This is a genomic window from Algoriphagus aestuariicola (assembly GCF_017254835.1).
Taxonomy (GTDB): domain Bacteria; phylum Bacteroidota; class Bacteroidia; order Cytophagales; family Cyclobacteriaceae; genus Algoriphagus; species Algoriphagus aestuariicola.
In genome coordinates, this window is the sequence record NZ_JAFKCW010000004.1 from 330,506 (window position 1) to 350,651 (window position 20,146).

A 20,146-nucleotide genomic window follows, 5' to 3' on the forward strand; every position below is an offset into this window, starting at 1 on the left:
TGAAATGGGATCTCAGTTGAGGTCCCTTTTTTTCTTTCTGTCAAGACGATGCCCGGAGAGTAGATTCGATTGTACTGGGGATGTTGAAGTCAGCTCAGGATTTCACCGACATGCCGTTGGATATTTTCCGACATTTTTGCCATGGGGAGGTCGTTTTCGTCGTCTCCAAAGGGCTCCTCGATTTCCTCGGCAATCAGCTCCAAGCTGGCCAAGACATAAAAGACGAAAGCGACGATCGGCGCGGCAAAATAACCCAACATGTAGGCATAGCCGACCGGAAGCGACAGCGTGTATAGCATGATAAACTTCTTGATGAAAGAGCTGTAGCTATAGGGGATGGGCGTGTTTTTGATGCGTTCACAGGCTCCGCAGATGTCAGTGAGCGCCGTGATTTCTCCGTTGAGGACGATTAGCTGGTCACCGCTGATTTTGCCCTTGGAGTAGAGTTGGTTGATTTTGGCAAATAGCCCCTTCGCAATCTGATTTGGAACGTGCATTTGCCCATCTACTTTGGTAGGCAAGCCTTCAATGTCCCCTTCATGGAGGCTATATTCTGTCAATTTGGATTGAAGGTGATCTTTGAGTGCGAAGGCGTACACGGGAATAGCCCTGCGAAAAAACTTTCTGGTTTCCTCATCCTCCGGAGCTATCATTCCCGCAATCTTGATGGCAAAGTTTCGACTGTTGTTGACCAATTGCCCCCAGAGCTTTCTCCCTTCCCACCAGCGGTCGTAAGCCGTGTTCGTTCGGAAAACCAGCAGCATCGAAATCACAAAACTCAGTAAACTGTGCATCTGAGGGAGGTTCCTTACCCAGCTGTCCGAAGTGACTTTGAAATAGTGGATTTCCAGATAGGTAATGCCAAGGGAATAGGCCAGGATAAACAAAATCAGAGGAGCCAATTTTAGTAGCGTATCCGATTTGGTGACCATAAAGACAAACTGGGCCCAGTCCTTGGTATTATAGACCTTCATATTATCCAATTAAGATTCTTAGTTGCCTATTTCCTTTGACCGCTTTATTCATAACCGGCGCAGAGCTTCCGATGGATATCCAGGACTTGTGGAATCAGGAGTTTGTTGTCGGTATTTTTGATTACAAAATCAGCCTTTTCGTTTTTCTCATCGTCCGGCATCTGCTGGTCGATTATGTGGTTGATCTGGGCTTCATCACGGTGGGGATCCCTCATCAAGACGCGAGCGATTCGGATTTTGAGGGGGGAGCTTACGTTGATGACCTTATCCAGTTCTTTGGCCGAACCAGTTTCAAAAAGCAATGCGGCTTCCTTGAGCAGGTAAGGGCTTTTCTGTTTGTCCGCCCAGTTCCTGAAATCTTTTCCGACAGCAGGATGGACCAGGGCGTTGATTTGTTTTACTTTTTCTGGATCCGGAAAAACTTTTTCCGCTAAAAAGACTCGGTTGACGCTCCCATCCTCGCGGTAGCTTTTTTCGCCAAACGATGAGCTGATACTGAGCCTCAGCTCAGGGTCATTAGCCATGAGCCATTTGGCGCGATCATCGGCGGAGTACACCGGAATTCCCAAGATTTGGAAGATTCTGCATACGGTCGACTTGCCGGAGCCTATGCCTCCCGTGATCCCGATCCAGCGAGGCTTCGAACTATTCATATTTCAACTTGACAAAGGGAGGTTCGATCTTCATCTCCTTGATATAGCTGGGGTTGGGCCTGACCACGATGGTGATCGTGCTGTCTTCCCGGTTGCGCTTCCCATAGTCCAAAATAGCCTCGAACTCCATGTCTTTCAGTTCTGTGACCTTGCTTCCATCCACCAAATAGGAAATAACAGGCGTGAGCTCTTCATTTTCGAGCGTCACTGTCTTGGGGAAATTCAGTTTTTTCAGCTTGAGCCGTTTGTTGCCTTCGAGAAATTGGATCGTAGAGAAGCTTACCTCGACGGATTCATTTTGGAGCGAAAGTATGTCCTCAAGACCTTTCTGAATTCTCAGCGGTACGGGCTCATTGAAATCTTCGCTGATCCGCTCATTGTAAAGCGAAACCAAGAACTTGCCTTCAAAGGTGTCCAACAAAGAAGACGGACCAACTACCGTGATTTGTTCTGGATCGAAGTTGATCTCGCCGTCTATTTCGACATTCTTAGCCAGCGTGAAACTGGCTGTGTCCAGCACGGGGTTTAGTTTTCGCGATTCTATCTGGTCGATATGGTAAGTGAGTGAATCTTCCAGCAAGCCAATCAGAGTGGTGGGTGTGATAAAATCGCCTAAAGGGCGCTTCAGGTCAGAGGTGAGGATATAGGTCCGGGAAGCGGGCTCGGCCAGGTTGATGACAAAAGGCGGCTCGTTGAGCTTGAAATACTTACGGAGGAGATCCCAGCCATTTCCTGAAATCTGTATGGGGACGCTTTCGGGTAGAGGCTGGATGGCCATGTATTTTTCCCCATCAAAGTCCCACTCGATCGGATAGTCCACGATGGTGGTGTAGTTGTCTTTGTTAAGGGCATTTAAAATCCAAAAAGTGGTAGCCGCTACGATGCAGAGGACTACCACTTTCAGATTGGAGAGTTTTTTGGAAGAAATCCTTCCGGAGGATTTTTTATGTTCCGGCAAAGCTCAATTTATTTGGATGGGGTGGATTTCTTTGAGAAATCAAGAGAGATGGCGGATTTTTCGACGGTCACCTTCAGCCCACGGTCAAGCTCAAGCTGCACGGTAGTCCCGTCCACGCTGTAAACCTTGCCATGTAGGCCTCCGATGGTCACCACGTCGTCGCCTTTTTTGATCTCCTCAATGAATTTTTTGGTTTCCTTCTGTTTTTTCTGCTGGGGTCTGATCATGAAGAAATACATAATCAGAATGATGGAGCCGAATAGAAATACTTGTCCAAGAATTCCCCCGCCACCTGCTGCGGCCTGTGCTAATACTGTGTTGATCATGATTATCTAGCGCTTCAATGGACCTGCAGGAGCTTCAGCGCCAGCCAATTTTGGAGTAACCGAACCCTTCATCCTCAGCCGGGTTACTGTTGGGTTGGTGTTTGCCTGGATGGTGACAGTCGGAGCCTGGGCGCCTGATTTTGCTGTAGAGTTGAACACCACTTTCACAAATCCTTTTTCACCTGGGTTGATGGGAGACTTGGTCCAGTCAGGGCTGGTGCATCCGCAAGACGCGGTGATGTTGGAAATGACCAAAGGAGCTTGGCCGTTGTTGGTGAAGTTGAAGATATGCTCCACGACTTTGCCTTCGTTGATCGTTCCGAAATCATACTCCATTTCGGCAAACTCAAACTGGCCCAATGTGCTCGGGTCTGCGGTGGTGGTAGACTGGGCATTGACTGGGGTCACTGCGGTGTTACTGGTTTCCAACTGGGCGATTTTGTCCTCTAGGGCTTTGATTTTAGCCGCTTGGTCGTCCTTTTGAGCGCAGGAACTGGCCAATACCAAGGCCAGGGCGAATGCGCTAAGCAATTTGATTTTCATGTTAGTTATTACCTTGGTTAATTTGATCGATTAGTTTGTTCACGTCATTGAGCAGGTTTTCTGCTTTGTTTTTTGCTTCGGAGATCACCCGCTTGCCTTCTGTTTTTGCTTCGTTTAGGTGAAGTTCTTTTCCTTCTACAAGTTCGTTGATGAGTTCCTCCAGCTCTTTTTTGTATTTGGAGAGTTTGAAGGAAAGCTTGTCACGGGTATTTGCCCCAGTGTCGGGTGCAAACAAAATGCCCAGTGCCGCGCCAACTCCGGCGCCGAGGGCAAATGCGAATAGGGTGTTGCTGCTCTTGCTCATATTTTTTTCTTATTTATTGTCCAAAAGTCCTCGACCACTCTTACGGATTTGGCCGCTGTCGGTTAGTTCTTTCGCCAAAACATCCAACAGTCCGTTGACAAATTGCTTGCTCTTGGGCGTGCTATAGGTTTTGGAGATGTCAATGTACTCATTGATACTGACTTTCACCGGAATGCTCGGGAAATGTTTCATCTCGGCTATAGCCATGGAGATGATGATTTTGTCGGTGAATGCCAGTCGGTCAATATCCCAGTTCTTGGTCTTTTGGGCGATTAGGGACTTGCTCATTCCCTCGTTTTCGATAGTGAAGTTAAAGATATTTTGAAAAAACTCTTTGTCCTCGTCCCAATTGATGGCAATCTCCGGCAGCTGGTCTCCTTCTGATTCCTCACTTCCAGCCGCATTTTTCAACACTTTGGAAGCCAGGCTTCTCACGACCGACTTGTTCTCAGTCCAATTGAGATCTTTCTCCGAAAAATAGTTGAGGATGACTTCATTTTTGAAAATCACCTTTTTCAAAAGATCGTCTGCAGCCTCGAAATCCTGCTCTATCGTAGGCTCGGCAATTTTCAGATATTCCTGATAGGGTTCCGAGGTCTTAATGTAATCTCTGAACCATTCCCTGATTTCAAGCTCGAGGTCGTCAAGGTTGACGTTGTTCCTAGCTATCGCGGCTTGGTAGGCTTGGGACTCGCGGATGTTTTTTAAGATTTGGTTGTTTGCGAGGTTGAGCTCGTTTGTGAAAGCAACAGGACTGTCTCCGGCAAGTCTTTTCTTTTTCTCGATCTCTTTTTCGACATGCTTGGCGAAAGCCTGAAGCAGTTCAATGGCTAAGAGGTAGAGCTGCGGGATGCGCTCCGCAGAAGTGATCATGTTTCTCAGCATAAAATCGCGATCCTTCTCATTGGCAGTGTGGAACTGCTTTAGCGCCTGTAGCACTATCTGTTTGATTTTAGGTTTCGCGTCGGAGGATTTCAGCAGGCTCTCATTCTCGAGATTTTGGTCAAAAAGCTTGACGGCTTCTTCCGCATCTCTCGTGAGCGCAGGCTTGTCCTGGACTTCCATGCTGTTGAGATCCGGCAGGAAAGACTCCCGAATGAAGTCTTTGGCAATATTGAGATTAGATCCTTTGCATTGTTCGAAAGCATAGAGGTTTTGAAATGCCTTGACTCTGAGGATTCTTCTGTTAAGCATATAGGTAGTGAAAGAGCCGTAAATATAGGGATTTTTGGACGGGGTGTAGCCATCATATAGAGGACAAAAAACCACCGACAGTTTGGCTGCCGGTGGTTTTTATCGAAAAGGGAATTGTGATTAGAAAGAAAGTTTTACTCTTCCGATCGCCTCAATTCGGGCTTTGGCCACTTCTATGGCTGCCTGTTGGGCTGGGATGGTTTCTTTTTCGGATTTTTCCAGGATGGTGAGACAGGTGTCGTAGATCTTTTCAGTCTGTGAGAACACGGTTTCTTTGTGATAGTCCCCGTAATATTCCGCGCCTACGTTGATCACTCCGCCTGCATTGATCAAGAAGTCGGGGGCATAGACGATTCCTTTTTCCATAAGGATCTTTCCATGTTTTGCTTCATCCTTGAGTTGGTTGTTTGCGCCGCCAGCGACCACCGCACACTTCAGTCTGTCCACGGTCTGATCGTTGATGGTTGCACCCAAAGCACATGGCGCATAGATGTCCATCGGAAGGTCGTAGATCATGTTTGGATCCACGACAGTTGCTCCTGTCGTCTTTGCAATTTCTTTGAGTTTTTCTTCGAATATGTCTGTGATGAGAATCTCAGCGCCTTCTTTGACCAAGTAGTCTATGAGGTATTTGCCGACCTGACCCACGCCCTGAACGCCTATTTTTTTGCCATTCAGTGAGTCGGAGCCAAAGGCTTTCTTGGCAGCAGCCTTCATTCCCATATACACCCCAAATGCCGTCACGGGTGAAGGATCGCCTGCACCACCTTTGATTTGCGGCAAACCGGTCACATGGCGGGTTTCCATGGCGATGTATTCCATGTCGGAAGTTTTCATGTTGACGTCTTCCGCGGTCACATATCTTCCACCCAAGCTTTCCACAAATCTTCCGAATCTTCTCAGAAAAGCCTCGTTCTTTAGTTTTGGATCTCCGATGATCACCGCCTTTCCGCCGCCTAGATTCAGCCCCGCGAGGGAATTTTTGAAGGACATTCCTCTGGAAAGTCGCAATACGTCGGTGATTGCCTCGGCTTCCGTCGCGTATGGCCACATTCGGGTACCGCCCAGAGCAGGTCCAAGTATGGTGTTGTGGATGCCGATGAGCGCTTTCAGGCCTGTGGCTTGGTCATGACATACCACCAGCTGCTCATGATCCATTGTGCTGATCTGTCCAAAGATGGACCCTTCCTGCACCGTTTCGGTTGCATTAATCTCTAACATGTGAACTTAGCTTTTTAGAATATGTTATATTTGGGTTGTAGCCTCCGGAAAGGGCTGATACAAAATTAAATACTTTTATCAGCCAACAAAGGAATTGCATCAGTAGTTTCTGTAACTCTATATTGGAATTAAAAATTTTTATTTGGTGAAGCCGCTTTGGAGAATCAATAAGTATTTATTTAAGTACAAGGGTCTGTTGCTGTTGGGGATAGTATTTACGGTAATCTCCAACATCTTCGTAATTATACCTGCCCAACTCGTCAGAATCGCGATAGATTATGTGGTTGAGAGTTTTTCACTGTATCGTCCTCTGATGCAGGGTGGTATGGGGGAGACAGCCCGTGAAATTTTCTTGGAGTATGTCTTCATTTTTGGGATTTTGATCCTGGTGATGGCCTTGCTGCGGGGTTTTTTCCTTTTTCTGATCCGGCAGACGATTATCATCATGTCCAGACGGGTGGAGTATGATATGAAGAACGAGATCTTCGAGCATTACCAGAATCTCCCACTGAGCTTTTATCGAAAAAACAGCACAGGCGACCTGATGGCCCGGATCACCGAAGACGTAAGCCGGGTGAGAATGTATCTGGGGCCGGCAATCATGTACGGGCTCAACCTATTGATACTTTTTCCGCTGGTAATTTTCTACATGATCTCGGTCAATCCCGAGCTCACACTCTACTCTCTGCTTCCCCTGCCTATCCTATCGGTCAGTATCTATTTTGTAAACAATCTGATCAATGAACGATCTGAGAAGATTCAGCGGAGCTTATCAGAATTGAGCACTTTTGTTCAAGAGGCTTTTTCCGGCATTAGGGTTTTGAAAGCCTTTGTGCGGGAGGAGGATTCTGCCAGAAACTTTGCCGAAGCAAGTGAAGCTTATAAGCATAAGTCCATCGCGTTGACGCGGGTGAATGCCTTATTCTTCCCACTTATCATGGCCTTGGTAGGAATATCCACAATTATCACCGTGTATGTCGGGGGTATCATGGTGATCGAAGGCGAGATAGGATATGGCGTGATTGCGGAGTTTATTCTTTATGTCAATATTCTGACTTGGCCGGTGACATCCTTGGGATGGGTGACCAGCATCGTCCAGCGGGCAGCTGCATCCCAAACGAGGATCAACGAGTTTCTGGATGTGCGAAACGACTTGGTGAGTACCGAAAATCTCGAGGCGGATTTCCAGGGAGAAATTCGTGTCAACAATTTGACGTTTGTTTATCCGGATTCGGGGATCAAGGCTTTGGATCAGGTGTCTTTTGAAATCAAAGCCGGACAGACCTTGGGTATCATCGGGACGACTGGTTCTGGAAAGTCGACGATTGCCAACCTGCTGATGAGAATGTATGATCCTACCTCTGGGGAAATACTGATAGACGGTGTAGATATCCGGAGGTACAACATCTCCGATCTAAGACGACAAATCGGTTTTGTCCCTCAAGACGTGTTTTTGTTTTCGGATACGATCTCCAACAATATTGCTTTTGGGCTAGACCATCCCGATCAAACCCTAGTCGAAAGGGCGGCGAAAGATGCCGACGTGTATCAGAATATCGTGGATTTTCCAAAAGGCTTCGAAACCATGCTCGGAGAGCGTGGGATCACACTTTCTGGCGGACAGAAGCAGCGCGTTTCCATAGCCCGGGCTATAGCTAAGGAACCCAGAATCCTGATTTTGGACGATTGTCTCTCCGCTGTAGATACCAAGACGGAAAACTCCATTTTGACCGCCTTAAAACGGATCATGGAGAACCGGACCTCGGTTATTATCTCCCATAGGGTCTCCTCTGCAAAACTCGCGGACCACATCATTGTGTTGGCAGACGGAAAGATCATCGAACGGGGCGACCACGATTCCCTGATGGATCAACGGGGAGTCTATGCCGAGCTTTACGAAAAGCAAACACAATCCGGTGAACAGATTGAAGGGTGAATTTTGCCAGAGAAAGCTGGTTTTCAAGTTTTTCCCCTAACTTGAATATCCAACTGATCACTTTTGGCCATGACTAAGAAAAAATCTACAACTCAGGATATCGAGGAGGTTCTCCAGGAAATCGGAAACAAAATCGAGGAGCTTGTTCAAAAAGGGGCTGAGGCCGGCGCCGAAGTCAAGGAAGAGATAGAGCAAAAGATCAAGGATCTGAAGGAGAACAAGACCAGCCTCGAAGAGGAACTGCGGAAAGGCAAGGAACTGCTGGAGCGAGAGTTCAAGGAAAAGAAGAAGGAAATGGAGCCGAAGATCCAGGAATCAAAGGGTTTTTTCAAGGAGGGGGTGAGGCAGCTAGGTCTTGCGATCAAGTCCCTTTTCGGAAAGAAATAAAAATGTCCCGAATACAAGTCAAAGTACTCGGGACATTTGGTTTTAAATGGGTAAGCTTTTTTAATTCCCCTGTAAAACCTCGCATCGGTCATAGGTCGGATCGACGTCGATGAAGACATCCTCTTTGGCCGTGATAAACCACTTGCCGAGGATTTCGTCTTCTTTCCGGCGGAGCGCCGCAGCTTTCATTTTTTCATAGTCATCTTCGAGGTTGGCCCGGTGTGCGGGATATTTTGCGTGGTAGTACAAAATTCTGACTTTGGTACCTTCACGTGGATCTTCGAATCGGATGGGCTTAGTCATATTGCCCACCTGCATCGTGTCGATGGTGAAATAAAGAACCGGATCCTCAAGCGTTCTCAGCGAAAGTCGGTTTGAGTTGGTTGCCGGATCGGTGAAAAAGCCTCCATGATCAGATGTGGCGCGGTCTTCGGAATACTCTTTTGCAGCCTTGGCAAACTCGATTTTGCCCGCCTCGATTTCCTTTTTGAGACTGTCCAGATAGCGTTCCGCTTTCAGGAGATCCTCTTCGGTAGCCTTTGGAATACGCAAGATATGGCGGGTATTGAAGGTGCTGCCTTTTATTTCAAGGAGTTGGATCATGTGAAACCCAAACTGAGTCTCGACTGGATCACTGATTTCACCTTGTCTAAGACCCAAAGCAGTTGACTCATACTCCGGCGCCAATTCCCCTCTCCTGAAAAATCCCAAATCGCCCCCTTGAGCACCAGAGCCTGGATCTTCGGAGTACCTCTTGGCCAGATCTGCAAAATCAGCCTTCCCATCCAAGATATCCTGTTTAAACTGTTTCAGCTGGGCGATGATTTCTTCCCGCACTTTGTCGCTGACTACCGGCTTTCTGACAATTTGTCCCACGGTGGCTTCGGAGGTGAAAAGCGGCAGAGAGTCTTTTGGAATGCTGTTGAAAAAAGCGCGGACGTCTGCAGGAGACACCGTCAGTCCTTCAGTGATTTGGCCTCTCATTTTGGAGACAATCAGCTGCTCGCGGATCACGTCTTCCAGTTCGCCTTTGAGTTGCTCGGCGGTTTTTCCATAGACTTGGACGAGCATGTTTTCGTCGCCGCCAAATTGCTGCAATACCGCATTGAACCGGTTTTCTGTCTGCAGCATCACCTCGGCATCGGTCACGATTACGGAGTCAATCTCTGCTTTGGCCACCATCAGCTTATTGATCATGAGGCTTTCGAAAATGTCGCAGCGTGTGGGAGCTTCCATTCCCTGCTGGGCCTGGGCCAAAGCCTCTATGTAGGTTTGTTGGACGTCAGATTCCAAGATGATATTATTGTCTACCTTGGCGACGATTTTATCCAAGACCTGGCCGGTAGGGGGAGCTTCCTGAGCAAAAGTCTGACTCAGTACTATCGCTCCCACAAGGCTGGGAATAAGTCGGTTTAGAAATTTCATGGGTTTTGGTAATCTGTTTTCCACTGAGGTGGAGTTTTGTTTATTGATTCAGTGCCAGAAAAGTCTCCTCTTTTACTTGGGGATTGATCTGGATGGGGTATTTGCTTTTTAGGGATTCGGTCAGGCTTAGGTCTAGGTATTCCTGATAATCGCGGATCACGAGTCCCCTTGATTCTTCAAATTTTCTCGGGCCCGCCGGGATTTTCTGTCCTGTGAGAACCAGGTAGAGGCTGCCGTCCGATTGGATCTCCTGATAGGAAAGTTGCGTGTCGATCTTGGATAGTACTGGATGGTCAGGGTACTCGAATACGCCCCACTCCGTCTGATAAGCAAGGGGCGAGTTGGCCTGATAGTCGGCTTCAAAACCCTCGATGAGTGTCTGGTTGTAGCCGTTTCCCTGGAGTTTTTTGCGGGCGTTTTCTGCTTGCGAAGGATCCAATACTTTCACCAGAAAGGCCTCGATGCGGTTTTTCCATTGGTATCGGTCTAGGTTTTTGCGGTAAAACTCGGCCTGACCGAGCGAGTCGGCTATTCCTTTTTCCCACACTTCCTGATTCATCAGCGAGAAGAGTAGGATGCCGTCATGGTATTCCTTGAGGAGCATTTGGTACTCCTTGTTGTTGGATTCTATGTCCTTCTCCTCGGTCTGGGCTAGCATTTTTGCCACAAAGCGATCAAACCAAAGGTCAAATGTGCCTCCGGTATGTTTGGAGCTGATCTCCTCACCGTCCATATAGGTGGTCAAGTCCGACACGAGGTAGGTTTTTCCCTGGAGTGTAAAAAGGGGCGCTTTGTCCAGTGATTGGCTGGTGACCTCAGATGCGAAGCTTGTTTTTTCCACTGGGTTCAGAATTTGGGCCAAGCGACTGACGGAAGACTCGTCTTCCTGATAGCCATAGCGGGCTTTTTGTATGGCCACCACCTGAGACTGAATCATTCCTGAGCGACTATCCCTCAAGATTCGGGATCGGATATTTTCCTCCATTTCCTCGAATGGGGCAATCGGTTTTTTTTCCTCCAAGCGGAGTATGTGGTAGCCATATTGGGTCTTGAGCGGCGGAGACACTTCGCCGATCTCAGTGAGAGAGAAGGCCCCCATTTCAAATTCGGGGATCATGCTTCCCACTCCAAACCAGGGCAGAAGGCCCCCCCTCTGGTTGGTTGCGGGATCTTCCGAATAAGTTTTGACGATGTCTTCCCAGACGGTGCTTTCTTTTTGGATCTCGGCATAGATGTCGGAGATCTTCCTGCGGGCGTTTTCTTCTTGGGTGGGATTTTCGGCATCAAAGCGTACCAAAATATGGGACACCCTTACCTGTCCGGGATTGGGCTGGCGGTCTTGGACTTTGATGATATGGTAACCAAAATTAGTCAATACGGGGTCGGAAACCTGTCCAGCCTGAAGTGTGTAAGCCGCATCCTCAAAAGGCTGAACCATCTGAAGTCCGGTAAAATAACCCAAGTCACCCTTGTTTATTTTGGCAGATGGGTCGTCGGAATATTGTACGGCCAGCTCGTTGATGTCACCTCCATTTTCGATTTCGCCTTTTACTTTCAAGGCCATCTTCAGGACGATCAAGCTGTCTTCGGTGCTGGCATTTGGCGGAAACTGGAAAAGGATGTGGCTGGCCCTAACGACCTCCTGCATCCTTGAGTAAGCTTTTCTCAATTCCCCCTCTTCCAGGGAATTTTTGATCAGATAGGGGCGGATCAGGGTCTCTTTGAAGGAGCTGAATTCCCTTGAAAATTCCTCTGTCTTCTCCAGTCCCAAGGCTTCCGCTTCACGGACTTTCAGCTTGTAATTAATAAAAAGCTCCAGGTTTTCCTCAAACTCCTCCCGGCTGATGCCCGGGGATTGGGCTCCAGTGCTTTTACCTTTGGAGATGAGGTACACGAGTTCATCCTTGTCCACGGGTTTTCCTCCCACAGTAAGCAGCGCATCACCTGTACTTTGGGCGATGGTGGACAGGGGGAAATTAAGCAAGAATGCAATCTGAAGGGTGACTACAAATGCCGAAACGGTTCGGTGATTCATGTACTGGATAGCCGATTTACAATGCAATGTTACAAATTTATCAGTAATTCGAGGTGAAAGCCCTATCGCTCGGGCATTTAACCAAAATTAGGATCGAAACCACTTGATCAGCCGGCAGGTATTCGTACCGTTTTTGGATTCAAATTCGATCTCGTCCATGATCTTCTTTACCAAAATGATGCCTAAGCCACCTTTTCGCTTTTCTACCATGACCTTTTTGAGGTCGGGAACTTCGTAGTCCAGGAGGTTAAAGGCTTCGCCTTGGTCAGAAATCTCAAAAATCAGTTTTTCATCTGCGTCTTTTATTTCGAGCTGGATGATGTCCTGGGGGTTGCAGCGGTGGGAATGGATGATGAGGTTGGCACAGACTTCTTCCACCGCCAGGGTGACCTGGTGCTTTTCGATTTCGTCGAGGGTCGCGCCACCCAGCGCTTGCTGGAGGAATGCTCTCAATTCCGAAAGTGCCGAAGTTTGGCAAGATATGTCCAATCTGTACTTCATTTCAATCTGCAAATGCTGCCGCTCGATCCGGATAGATGGGAATCAATTGGTCAAGGCCAAGAATCCTGAACACTTCAAAAACCCTTGGGGCTAGATCGCATATTTTCATGCGGATGCCCTGGTCCTGAAAGTCCTCCAGGTAGGACATGAATACCCCCAGCCCAGCGGATGAGATGTATTCGAGGTTTTTGCCGTCGATAAGGAGGGATTTGCTGCCGGAAGCGATGATCTCCTGAATGGCCTCGTCTAGGATTACGGAGTTGCTGGCATCCACTTCTCCGTATAGACTCAGGATTTCAAATTCGTTTTCTTTTGATTTTTCCAGACTAAGCATGGTTTGGGATTCTAGATTCTATGGGGTTTTTCAGTTGTTTGGCTGTTGAAACTTTACGACCATCATCGAATAGTCATCTTCGATCATGCCGTCGCCACCTACAAAGACGTGAAGGGCATCGATAAGTTGGTTTTGGATTTCCTTCGGACTTTTCAAGTGGTGGATTTCCACCAGACTTTTGATCCGTTCAAAGCCAAATTGCTGGCCCTTCTGGTTTTTGGCTTCCACGATTCCGTCCGTAATCAATACAAGGATGTCTCCCGGCTCATAGGTGAAGGTTTTTTCCTGAACGTGATTTTCGTACTGCTTGTTTCTCAAAATCCCCAAGCCCAGTCCGTCGAAGAACAAATATTCCGACTTTCCCTCGGTTGCCTTGTAAAGCAAGGTCGGAATATGGCCCGCACGAGCATGACAGATTTGGCGCTCTGAGATATTGATCTGGAAAATCGAAGCTGTGATAAAATGGTTCCTTTCAAGGCATTTTCCCAAGGCTGAATTGGCCTTGATCATAAATTGAGCAGGGCTCAGATTGAGTTGGATTAGACTTTGGAAGACGCCCTTCATCTGTGCCATGTGGAAGGCCGCGGAGGTACCCTTGCCCGAGACGTCCCCGATGATCATCACGTAGCGGTTTTCGTCCACCTTATAGGTGTCATAGTAGTCGCCTCCGACTTCGTCCGCCGCATTGGAAAACGCGCAAATTTCGTATTGATCCGGATGATCAAGTTGGGAAGGAAGCAATGCTTTTTGGACGCGTTGCGCGATTTTGAGCTCTTCCTGATAGCGTTCGTTTTGGATAGCTTGGTTCAGCAGTCGGTGGTTTTCCACCGCTATACAGGCTTGTCGGACAAAGGTGCTGATGATATTGACCATCTCTTTGTTGAAGCCGTCACGAACCTCCTTGCACAGCACCATCCGGCCAATGGCGATTTTGTTGATCACCAGCGGGACCAAAAGGGTGGATTCATATCGGGGATGCTCCAGTCTCACCAAGAGGGGCTGGAGCATTTCGGGACGGTCCGAGGTGGCCCAGCCTATGGCCGATTTCTGGTTTTTGATCATCTCGGAGATTTCTTCTTTGGTTGCTTCATCGAGAAACCGCAACTGGTTGATCCCCTCATTTTGCCCGTCAGGGCTGATTTCTATCCAGGCTCCGTCGGAATAAGACGCACTCATGCAGCTGTCCAGTAGGATGTCGAGTACTTGCTCTTCGTTGTCGTCTGGCTGTATGGATTGGCTCAGGCGCTGAAAATTGATCGCCTCGGTCAACTTCTGCTCAAATACCGAGGAGGTAGGAAGGTTGAAGAGCGTGACCAAAAAACTGAACAAGGCATAGGTAAAGATGAAGCCAAACAGAGCCATCAAAAACAGGTTGTCGGTCAGGTTGACCTGAAAGGGTTCGGCTGTATTGAATGCAAGCATCCTTCGGAAAAGGTAGCCTGTGCAAGCTAGGATCAGGAACAGGAAAAGGAGAGACTTCCACTTTTCCTTGAAGGTCAGGTAGGGTATCCATTTCAGGTTGCTGGACAGGACCACCGTGATCACGAAGAGGATGACCATCCCAAATAGGAAGCTGTAGTCGAAGTTGTTTTTGTTGAAAAACACAAAAAACATCGCCAAGAGCATCGCAAATTCAAAGGTCTGCCATTGCTTGACGACTTGTTTGTTTTTCTGGTACAGGATCAGATGCTTCCAAAGCAATGCCGAGGAAATCAGGAATATCGTCGTCAGGGCAAAGTTGACGTGGTAGAAGAAATTTTTGAGGAAGGGCTCGGTGGCAAGTTTGCTGTCGCCCATGGAGACGTAAAACAGCTCCGTGAGTAAGGCCATGCCGGTGGCGAATATGCCGGTCGATGCTGCCCTCCATAGCAGATTGAGAAAGTCGCTCTGGATATTCTTGCCTACTGAATAGTTGTAAAAACCATAGAGGGTAAAGAAAAAGAGGATTTCGAGTATCCAGGTGATTTCGGTGGAAATTCCCGACTCGATCTCGTTGATCATGCCAAAAAGCCGTACCAAGTCTACAAACAACAGGGCCAGCCACACCAGAATGGCGAGCAGGAGACTGAGTTTGCCGATATGGATGGAGGGGAGCTTGACCATCAGTATGATTTCGCAATAATACTCAAACTGAACTATTCCTTCTCAAAACGGGTGTTTTCAGTCGGCTTTGGCTAGTTAAAAATTGTAAAGAACCAATCAAAGGCAAATCAGCTCTTCCACTATCCCTTTGCCCACTTTTTCTTCGATCAGCACCAATACTTTGGAGCGGTTGAGCATGAGTTCTTTCTTGATCGGTCCTGAGCTGAGTTTTACAAAAAGCTTTTTGTCTTTGACAAAAACAGAAGAAGTTCGGTCGGCGATCGTCTTTCCCACGATCTCGCCCCAGCTGCTGACAAGTTGTTTTTCTTTGAACTTATCTTCCAGCCTGTAGGCTTTCAGCAGCTCATTGAAGGCTGCCTCAAGCGGTGCCACTTCTTTTTTTCTGCCTGGATTTGGATTGTGGTTCATGGATCTAGATGAATAGTTCGGCTGCGATACTGTCAGCCAGTAACATTCCCCTTTTGGTCAAAGATAGAGTTTTACCGTCCCAATTCAGCCAGCCCTGGCGAGCTAATTTTTCGATGGTGGAGGATTTGGTCTGCCAAAGGTCTATTCCATAGTCCTCTACCAAGTTGGAGAGAGAGATTCCCCACATCGTCCTAAGCCCGGTCATGATCCGGTCGTTAGCCCGGTCTTCGATAGTAGAATGCTCCTCTTGGTAGGGGATTTTTTCTGATTCCAAGATGCTGATGTAGGAAGCGTTGTGGGCGGGATTGGCACCGCGCTTGTCTCCGTCAAATGAATGGGCACTCGGCCCAAGCCCCAGGTAGGGCACGCCCCGCCAGTAGTTGGTGTTGTGAAGGGCAAACTGCCCCAGCTTTCCAAAGTTGGAGATCTCATATTGCATGTAGCCCGCATTCTCGCTTTGCTCCTGAAGCCATTCGAATTGCTCGGCGGCGAAGTCCTCTTCGGCGGGGTGGAATTTGCCTTTCTCGGCCCACTTTCCCAGTGCAGTTTTGGGTTCAACGGTCAAGGCGTAGGCTGAGATATGTCCAGGATCTTGGAGGAGCGCTTCTTTGAGGTCTTTTTTCCAGATCGAATGGTCGCTATGGGGGAAGCCATAGATCAGGTCTATGGAAAACTTGTCGAATCCGGCGTTTCTTCCGCGCGAAATGGCCTCCAAAGCTTCTTTGGCAGAATGTGCCCGATTGTAAAACTTTAGGACCTCTTCGTCAAAACTCTGGATGCCCAAGCTAAGACGGTCTATGCCCAGGGATATCCACGCCTTTAGATTTTCTTCGGATAGGTCGTCTGGGTTGGCTTCCAGTGTGACTTCTTTTAGCGCCAATTGGAAATTGCCACGGATCTTATTAAGCAGGAACTCCAAGTGTTTTTCCGAAAGAAGCGAAGGTGTGCCTCCGCCAAAGTAGATCGTTTCCAGCTTTTGGTCTTTCAGAAAATCCTTTCGCAAGTCGATTTCTGTCCCGATCGATGCGACCATTTGATCTACGCGGCCTAGATTGGTGCTGAAGTGGAAGTCGCAATAGTGGCACGCCTGCCTGCAAAACGGAATGTGGATATAGATGCCTGCCAATTGAATTCGATTAACTTGCGAATATAATCAATCCCGAATTGCGCCTTGATGACCCGGTTATTGGCAGTCTTCTTTTTGCTGGCTTGCGTCAAGTACGCTTGCTTGGGCCAGCAGGCAGTCAGGGTGGCTTGGGATGAGACATCAGGAATCGGTAAGCGAGAAATCCGACATTTTTCGGAGCGGGACTCTGCCCTGATGCTGACGGACTCACTCACACGGCTGTTCCATAGGGGGGGATTTCTTGAAGGAAGATTTAATGAGCGGATCCAAGGCGATACCTTGACCTTGCATTGGGACTCAGGCAGGCTTTTCCGCTGGGAAAAAATCGATCTGGGAAATGTGCCTCCAAATATCGTAGCACAGCTTGGAACCCCAAATCTAAGCTACCCAGCACCATATAGATGGATGGAAGAGGGCCTGAAGCTGTCAGAAAACAACGGATACCCTTTTGCGGAGTTAAAGATCGACAGCCTGGAAATCCGGGATAGTTTCCTTTCGGGGAAAATCACCTATGTCGCGGGCCCCTACATCACCTGGGATAGCTTGGAGATAGCTGGCGAAAGCAAGACAAAAGCTACTTACCTCCAGTTGATCTCGGGTTTGGCTCCAGGATCGCCCTTTTCCCAAGAGGAACTGGAAAATGCCACCATGACGCTAAGAAAGTCCCCTTATTTTACCTTGGTGGGTTCCCCTTATTTATCCTTTCAAACCCAGCAAGCGAAGCCGATTTTCACACTTCAGGATCGCCGGGTCAATGTCTTCGATGGCGTTGTTGGACTTTTGCCGAATGAGAACGAGCCGGGTAAAATGCTGGTCACGGGGGAAGTAGATCTTAGGCTGTATCATCTGGGAGGCAAAGGGCGGGATTTTTTGATCCAGTGGCAGCGGCTAAACATCCAGTCACAGTCCTTGGAGATACATGCAAGGGAGGCTTTTATATTCCGATCTCCCTTGGACTTCAACGTAGGATTTTCACTTTTGAAGCAGGATTCCACCTTTGTCAACCGGACCTTTGAATTGGCTTTTGGCTACAGGATCTCAGACGAAGGCTACCTTGATTTTTTTACCAGGCGGCAGGCTGGAGACTTGATTTCTCCAGAGGGGCTCGAACATTCAGAGACTTTGCCGACCGCAATCGACTATCGCTGGAACCAATACGGAATGGGTTTGGACTGGGACATGCTTGATTCGCCGATAACACCCAGACGGGGAATGCTGTTTCAGGGGCAGTTTTCACTAGGGAACAAAAAGATTCTGGAAAATACCGGCTTGCCGGAGGAGGCCTATGAGGACTTGGATGAATCGTCCCCGCAATATCAGGTTTGGTTTTCGGCGGAAAAACACCTCTACCTCAAACCGGGCTGGGGGATGTGGATCCGGGGAGTTGGAGGTTTTCTTGAAAATGAGAACCTGTTTCTGAATGAGTTTTTCCGACTGGGGGGACTAAAGAGTATCCGGGGATTCAACGAAAAGAGTTTTTTTGCGAAAAGCTATGGATACCTGAACTTGGAGCAGCGCCTGTTTTTTGACCAAAACTCCTATTTGGTGCTTTTTACGGATATGGGAGTCTTGGAAAATCCCTATTCGGATAAAAAAAACGACCGGCCTTTTTCTTTTGGCACTGGAATCAATTTGGACACTGACGGAGGATTGTTCAGTTTTGTGTTTGCGTTGGGAAAATCAAATACGCAGTCTATGTCTTTTGCCTATTCCAGAATTCACTTCGGATATCTGGCGAGGTTTTAGAGTATGAAATATTATATGTCCAGAGTCCGATTTCTGCTGTTTTTTCTTGTTTTCCTTAGTCTTGGCGCCAAGGCCCAGGTCTTGGAGAACTACGATGGCCTTTGGAAGTCCGCGCGCGAGGAATCGTGGCTAGGAAGCAACAACCAAATCGAGCTCAAAGTGGACCTAGTCGATTTTCCCGAGTCAGAGCTCCAGATCAAGTTGCCTTCAAAATCCACAGTTTTTATTGAGGGCAAATTGTGGAGATTGACAAGTGGAGACACCGTTTTCTTTCGCTCACTCAGAGAGATTCAAAGCGAGTTTGGTCAGGACACCGTCACTTTTACAGTGGTAAGCCCTAATTTGGGACCGGGTAGGACAAGCATAAAAAAGGTGCTAGGAAGGAGCAATCTGGACGAAACGGTGCTCCGTTCCGACCAGAGTTCCGTCAGCGGGCGCTTTGTCCCTCAGCCGGTGAAGGATTTTTACTTTACGGCTTTGTTCATCATTCTTTTTTTCCTGGCTATTTACAAGTTGGCGTATCCCTATCTCCTAGCGATGATGTTGCAGCCGCTTTCTGTGATCAATGCGGAGGATTTTTCGGACAGCGGCAACTTGCAGAAGTTTTTCTCATTCGATGTGATATTCTATATCCTGATCGTAGCGATGATGATCTCCCAGGGAGCGGTCAGCAGCTTGGTGGTATTCAGGAGGGAATGGCTGGATACTTGGATAGGCTTAGACTACTCCTCTCTGCTGGCGATATGGTTGGGAGGGGCTTTTTGCATTTTGGCCCTGACAATTGTCAAGTTTATCGCGATCAAGCTTATTTCATACCTTTTTGACTTGGGCAAAGCCGAGTTTTCCCATTTCTTTTACTTGCTGAGGCTGATTGTATTTGGAAGTGCGGTGGTACTTTTGGTTGGGGCATATTTCGTGTCCAACCATTTCTCGGGCCTCGAATCAGCCCTTTCTTTGGTGCTTTCAGGCTTTTTTTGGTTTTACATTTTCGGTGTTCTCGGATTGTTCCTGATTATGATGAGTAGGTTGAGTTTTAAGAAATACCATTTATTTACTTACCTTTGCATCGCGGAATTAGTACCTTTTCTAATCCTTGCGAAATGGATTATGGCTCTAGGACAGTGACGCAATCGAACTATAATTAAGGAATATAATTAGCATGAGTGCAGCTCCAAAAGATCGCTTTAAGCCAGTAAAGAGTATCCTAGTTTCCCAGCCCAAGCCTACTGATGCTAATTCTCCCTATCTGCTACTGGCGGAGAAATACAAGCTGAAGATTGATTTCAGGCAATTCATCAAAGTGGAGCCAGTTCCTCCAAAGGAATTCAGAAAGCAAAAGATCGATATCCTGAAGCATACCGCAATCATTTTTACCAGCCGGAATGCAATCGATCATTTCTTTGCGATCTGCAAGGAATTTAAGATAGAGATGCCTGCAGAGATGAAGTATTTCTGTATTTCGGACCAAACGGCGCACTATCTCCAAAAATATATCGTCATCCGTAAGCGTAAGCTGTTTGTAGGGCAAAAGACAGCAGAAGATCTTTTTGACTATTTCAAAAAGCACAAAAACGAAAAATACCTTTTCCCATGTTCGGATATCCGCAAGGATGACATCCCGGGATACATGGAAAAGCACGGAATAGCGTTTACTGAAGCAATAATCTACCACACGGTAGCGGCGGATCTTTCGGACTTGGCTGACGTGAAATATGATATTCTTGCTTTTTTTAGTCCTTCGGGCATTAAGTCCCTCAAAAGCAATTTTCCGGATTTTGTTCAGGGAAATACCAGAATCGCCGCTTTTGGTCCTACTACAGCAGCAGCGGTGAGGGATATGGGGCTGATTTTGGATATTGAAGCGCCGATGCCCAATGCCCCAAGTATGACGGGCGCCTTGGAGCTTTACATCAAAAAGGCCAACAATTTGTAAAACTTAGAATCATTTGCTGTGGTTTTTCAGTTTAAATTC

The 20,146-nt window shown here is 47.7% G+C and carries 20 protein-coding genes; 5 read left to right on the plus strand and 15 right to left on the minus strand.

Going from position 1 to position 20,146, the window contains the following annotated elements:
• Positions 1-89: 89 nt before the first annotated feature.
• From J0A67_RS17620 to J0A67_RS17655, 8 genes are all read right to left on the minus strand, one after another.
• Positions 90-974: a bestrophin family protein gene (locus tag J0A67_RS17620; RefSeq protein WP_206570713.1), complete on the minus strand. Its 885-nt coding sequence runs from the start codon at positions 972-974 to the stop codon at positions 90-92.
• A 44-nt stretch (positions 975-1,018) separates the two neighbouring features.
• The gene (gene coaE, locus J0A67_RS17625; RefSeq protein WP_206570714.1) at positions 1,019-1,627 is read right to left on the minus strand and encodes a dephospho-CoA kinase; all 609 of its coding nucleotides are present in this window, start codon (positions 1,625-1,627) and stop codon (positions 1,019-1,021) included.
• Positions 1,620-2,585, minus strand: a complete 966-nt coding sequence (locus J0A67_RS17630) for a YbbR-like domain-containing protein (RefSeq protein WP_206570715.1) — start codon at positions 2,583-2,585, stop codon at positions 1,620-1,622. The genes coaE and J0A67_RS17630 overlap by 8 nt, the downstream gene beginning before the upstream one ends.
• An 8-nt stretch (positions 2,586-2,593) precedes the next feature.
• Entirely contained in the window at positions 2,594-2,911 is a 318-nt protein-coding gene (gene yajC / locus J0A67_RS17635) for a preprotein translocase subunit YajC (protein WP_206570716.1), read from the minus strand.
• A gap of 6 nt (positions 2,912-2,917) precedes the next feature.
• Positions 2,918-3,454 carry a DUF1573 domain-containing protein gene (locus tag J0A67_RS17640; RefSeq protein ID WP_206570717.1) on the minus strand — a complete coding sequence of 179 codons (537 nt, stop codon included), beginning with the start codon at positions 3,452-3,454 and terminating at the stop codon, positions 2,918-2,920.
• 1 nt (position 3,455) lies between these two features.
• Positions 3,456-3,758, minus strand: a complete 303-nt coding sequence (locus tag J0A67_RS17645) for a YtxH domain-containing protein (RefSeq protein ID WP_206570718.1) — start codon at positions 3,756-3,758, stop codon at positions 3,456-3,458.
• Between the two features lie 9 nt (positions 3,759-3,767).
• Positions 3,768-4,952 (minus strand): transcription antitermination factor NusB, encoded by a 1,185-nt coding sequence (gene nusB, locus J0A67_RS17650; RefSeq protein ID WP_206570719.1) that lies wholly within the window; start codon positions 4,950-4,952, stop codon positions 3,768-3,770.
• A 120-nt stretch (positions 4,953-5,072) separates the two neighbouring features.
• Positions 5,073-6,173 carry a Glu/Leu/Phe/Val dehydrogenase dimerization domain-containing protein gene (locus tag J0A67_RS17655; RefSeq protein WP_206570720.1) on the minus strand — a complete coding sequence of 367 codons (1,101 nt, stop codon included), beginning with the start codon at positions 6,171-6,173 and terminating at the stop codon, positions 5,073-5,075.
• Positions 6,174-6,318: 145 nt separating this feature from the next.
• On the opposite strand from J0A67_RS17655, the gene J0A67_RS17660 reads away from it, so the two are divergent.
• Positions 6,319-8,109 (plus strand): ABC transporter ATP-binding protein, encoded by a 1,791-nt coding sequence (locus J0A67_RS17660; protein WP_206570721.1) that lies wholly within the window; start codon positions 6,319-6,321, stop codon positions 8,107-8,109.
• A gap of 69 nt (positions 8,110-8,178) precedes the next feature.
• Entirely contained in the window at positions 8,179-8,496 is a 318-nt protein-coding gene (locus J0A67_RS17665) for a hypothetical protein (RefSeq protein ID WP_206570722.1), read from the plus strand.
• A 60-nt stretch (positions 8,497-8,556) separates the two neighbouring features.
• On the opposite strand, the gene J0A67_RS17670 is transcribed toward J0A67_RS17665, so the two are convergent.
• The 7 genes from J0A67_RS17670 to hemW all read right to left on the minus strand — a co-directional run bounded on the left by J0A67_RS17670 (position 8,557) and on the right by hemW (position 16,428).
• On the minus strand, positions 8,557-9,921 hold the full coding sequence (locus J0A67_RS17670; protein WP_206570723.1) for a peptidylprolyl isomerase: 1,365 nt from the start codon (positions 9,919-9,921) through the stop codon (positions 8,557-8,559).
• 40 nt (positions 9,922-9,961) lie between these two features.
• Positions 9,962-11,956 carry a peptidylprolyl isomerase gene (locus tag J0A67_RS17675; protein WP_206570724.1) on the minus strand — a complete coding sequence of 665 codons (1,995 nt, stop codon included), beginning with the start codon at positions 11,954-11,956 and terminating at the stop codon, positions 9,962-9,964.
• A gap of 87 nt (positions 11,957-12,043) precedes the next feature.
• Entirely contained in the window at positions 12,044-12,457 is a 414-nt protein-coding gene (locus J0A67_RS17680; protein WP_206570725.1) for an ATP-binding protein, read from the minus strand.
• A 1-nt stretch (position 12,458) separates the two neighbouring features.
• A complete protein-coding gene (locus tag J0A67_RS17685; RefSeq protein ID WP_206570726.1) occupies positions 12,459-12,791 on the minus strand; it encodes an STAS domain-containing protein in 333 nt (110 codons plus the stop codon).
• 30 nt (positions 12,792-12,821) lie between these two features.
• Positions 12,822-14,894 carry a GAF domain-containing SpoIIE family protein phosphatase gene (locus tag J0A67_RS17690; protein WP_206570727.1) on the minus strand — a complete coding sequence of 691 codons (2,073 nt, stop codon included), beginning with the start codon at positions 14,892-14,894 and terminating at the stop codon, positions 12,822-12,824.
• Positions 14,895-14,990: 96 nt separating this feature from the next.
• Positions 14,991-15,302: a DciA family protein gene (locus J0A67_RS17695; RefSeq protein ID WP_206570728.1), complete on the minus strand. Its 312-nt coding sequence runs from the start codon at positions 15,300-15,302 to the stop codon at positions 14,991-14,993.
• A gap of 4 nt (positions 15,303-15,306) precedes the next feature.
• Positions 15,307-16,428 carry a radical SAM family heme chaperone HemW gene (hemW, locus tag J0A67_RS17700; protein WP_206570729.1) on the minus strand — a complete coding sequence of 374 codons (1,122 nt, stop codon included), beginning with the start codon at positions 16,426-16,428 and terminating at the stop codon, positions 15,307-15,309.
• Between the two features lie 48 nt (positions 16,429-16,476).
• Between hemW and J0A67_RS17705 the strand changes: the two genes are divergently transcribed.
• The 3 genes from J0A67_RS17705 to J0A67_RS17715 are packed head-to-tail and all read left to right on the plus strand — an operon-like array spanning position 16,477 to position 20,107.
• Positions 16,477-18,174 carry a BamA/TamA family outer membrane protein gene (locus J0A67_RS17705; protein WP_206570730.1) on the plus strand — a complete coding sequence of 566 codons (1,698 nt, stop codon included), beginning with the start codon at positions 16,477-16,479 and terminating at the stop codon, positions 18,172-18,174.
• Between the two features lie 15 nt (positions 18,175-18,189).
• Positions 18,190-19,299: a DUF4271 domain-containing protein gene (locus J0A67_RS17710; protein WP_206570731.1), complete on the plus strand. Its 1,110-nt coding sequence runs from the start codon at positions 18,190-18,192 to the stop codon at positions 19,297-19,299.
• A gap of 34 nt (positions 19,300-19,333) precedes the next feature.
• Complete coding sequence (locus J0A67_RS17715; protein WP_206570732.1) at positions 19,334-20,107, plus strand: uroporphyrinogen-III synthase; 774 nt, start codon at positions 19,334-19,336, stop codon at positions 20,105-20,107.
• The last annotated feature ends 39 nt before the right edge of the window (positions 20,108-20,146 follow it).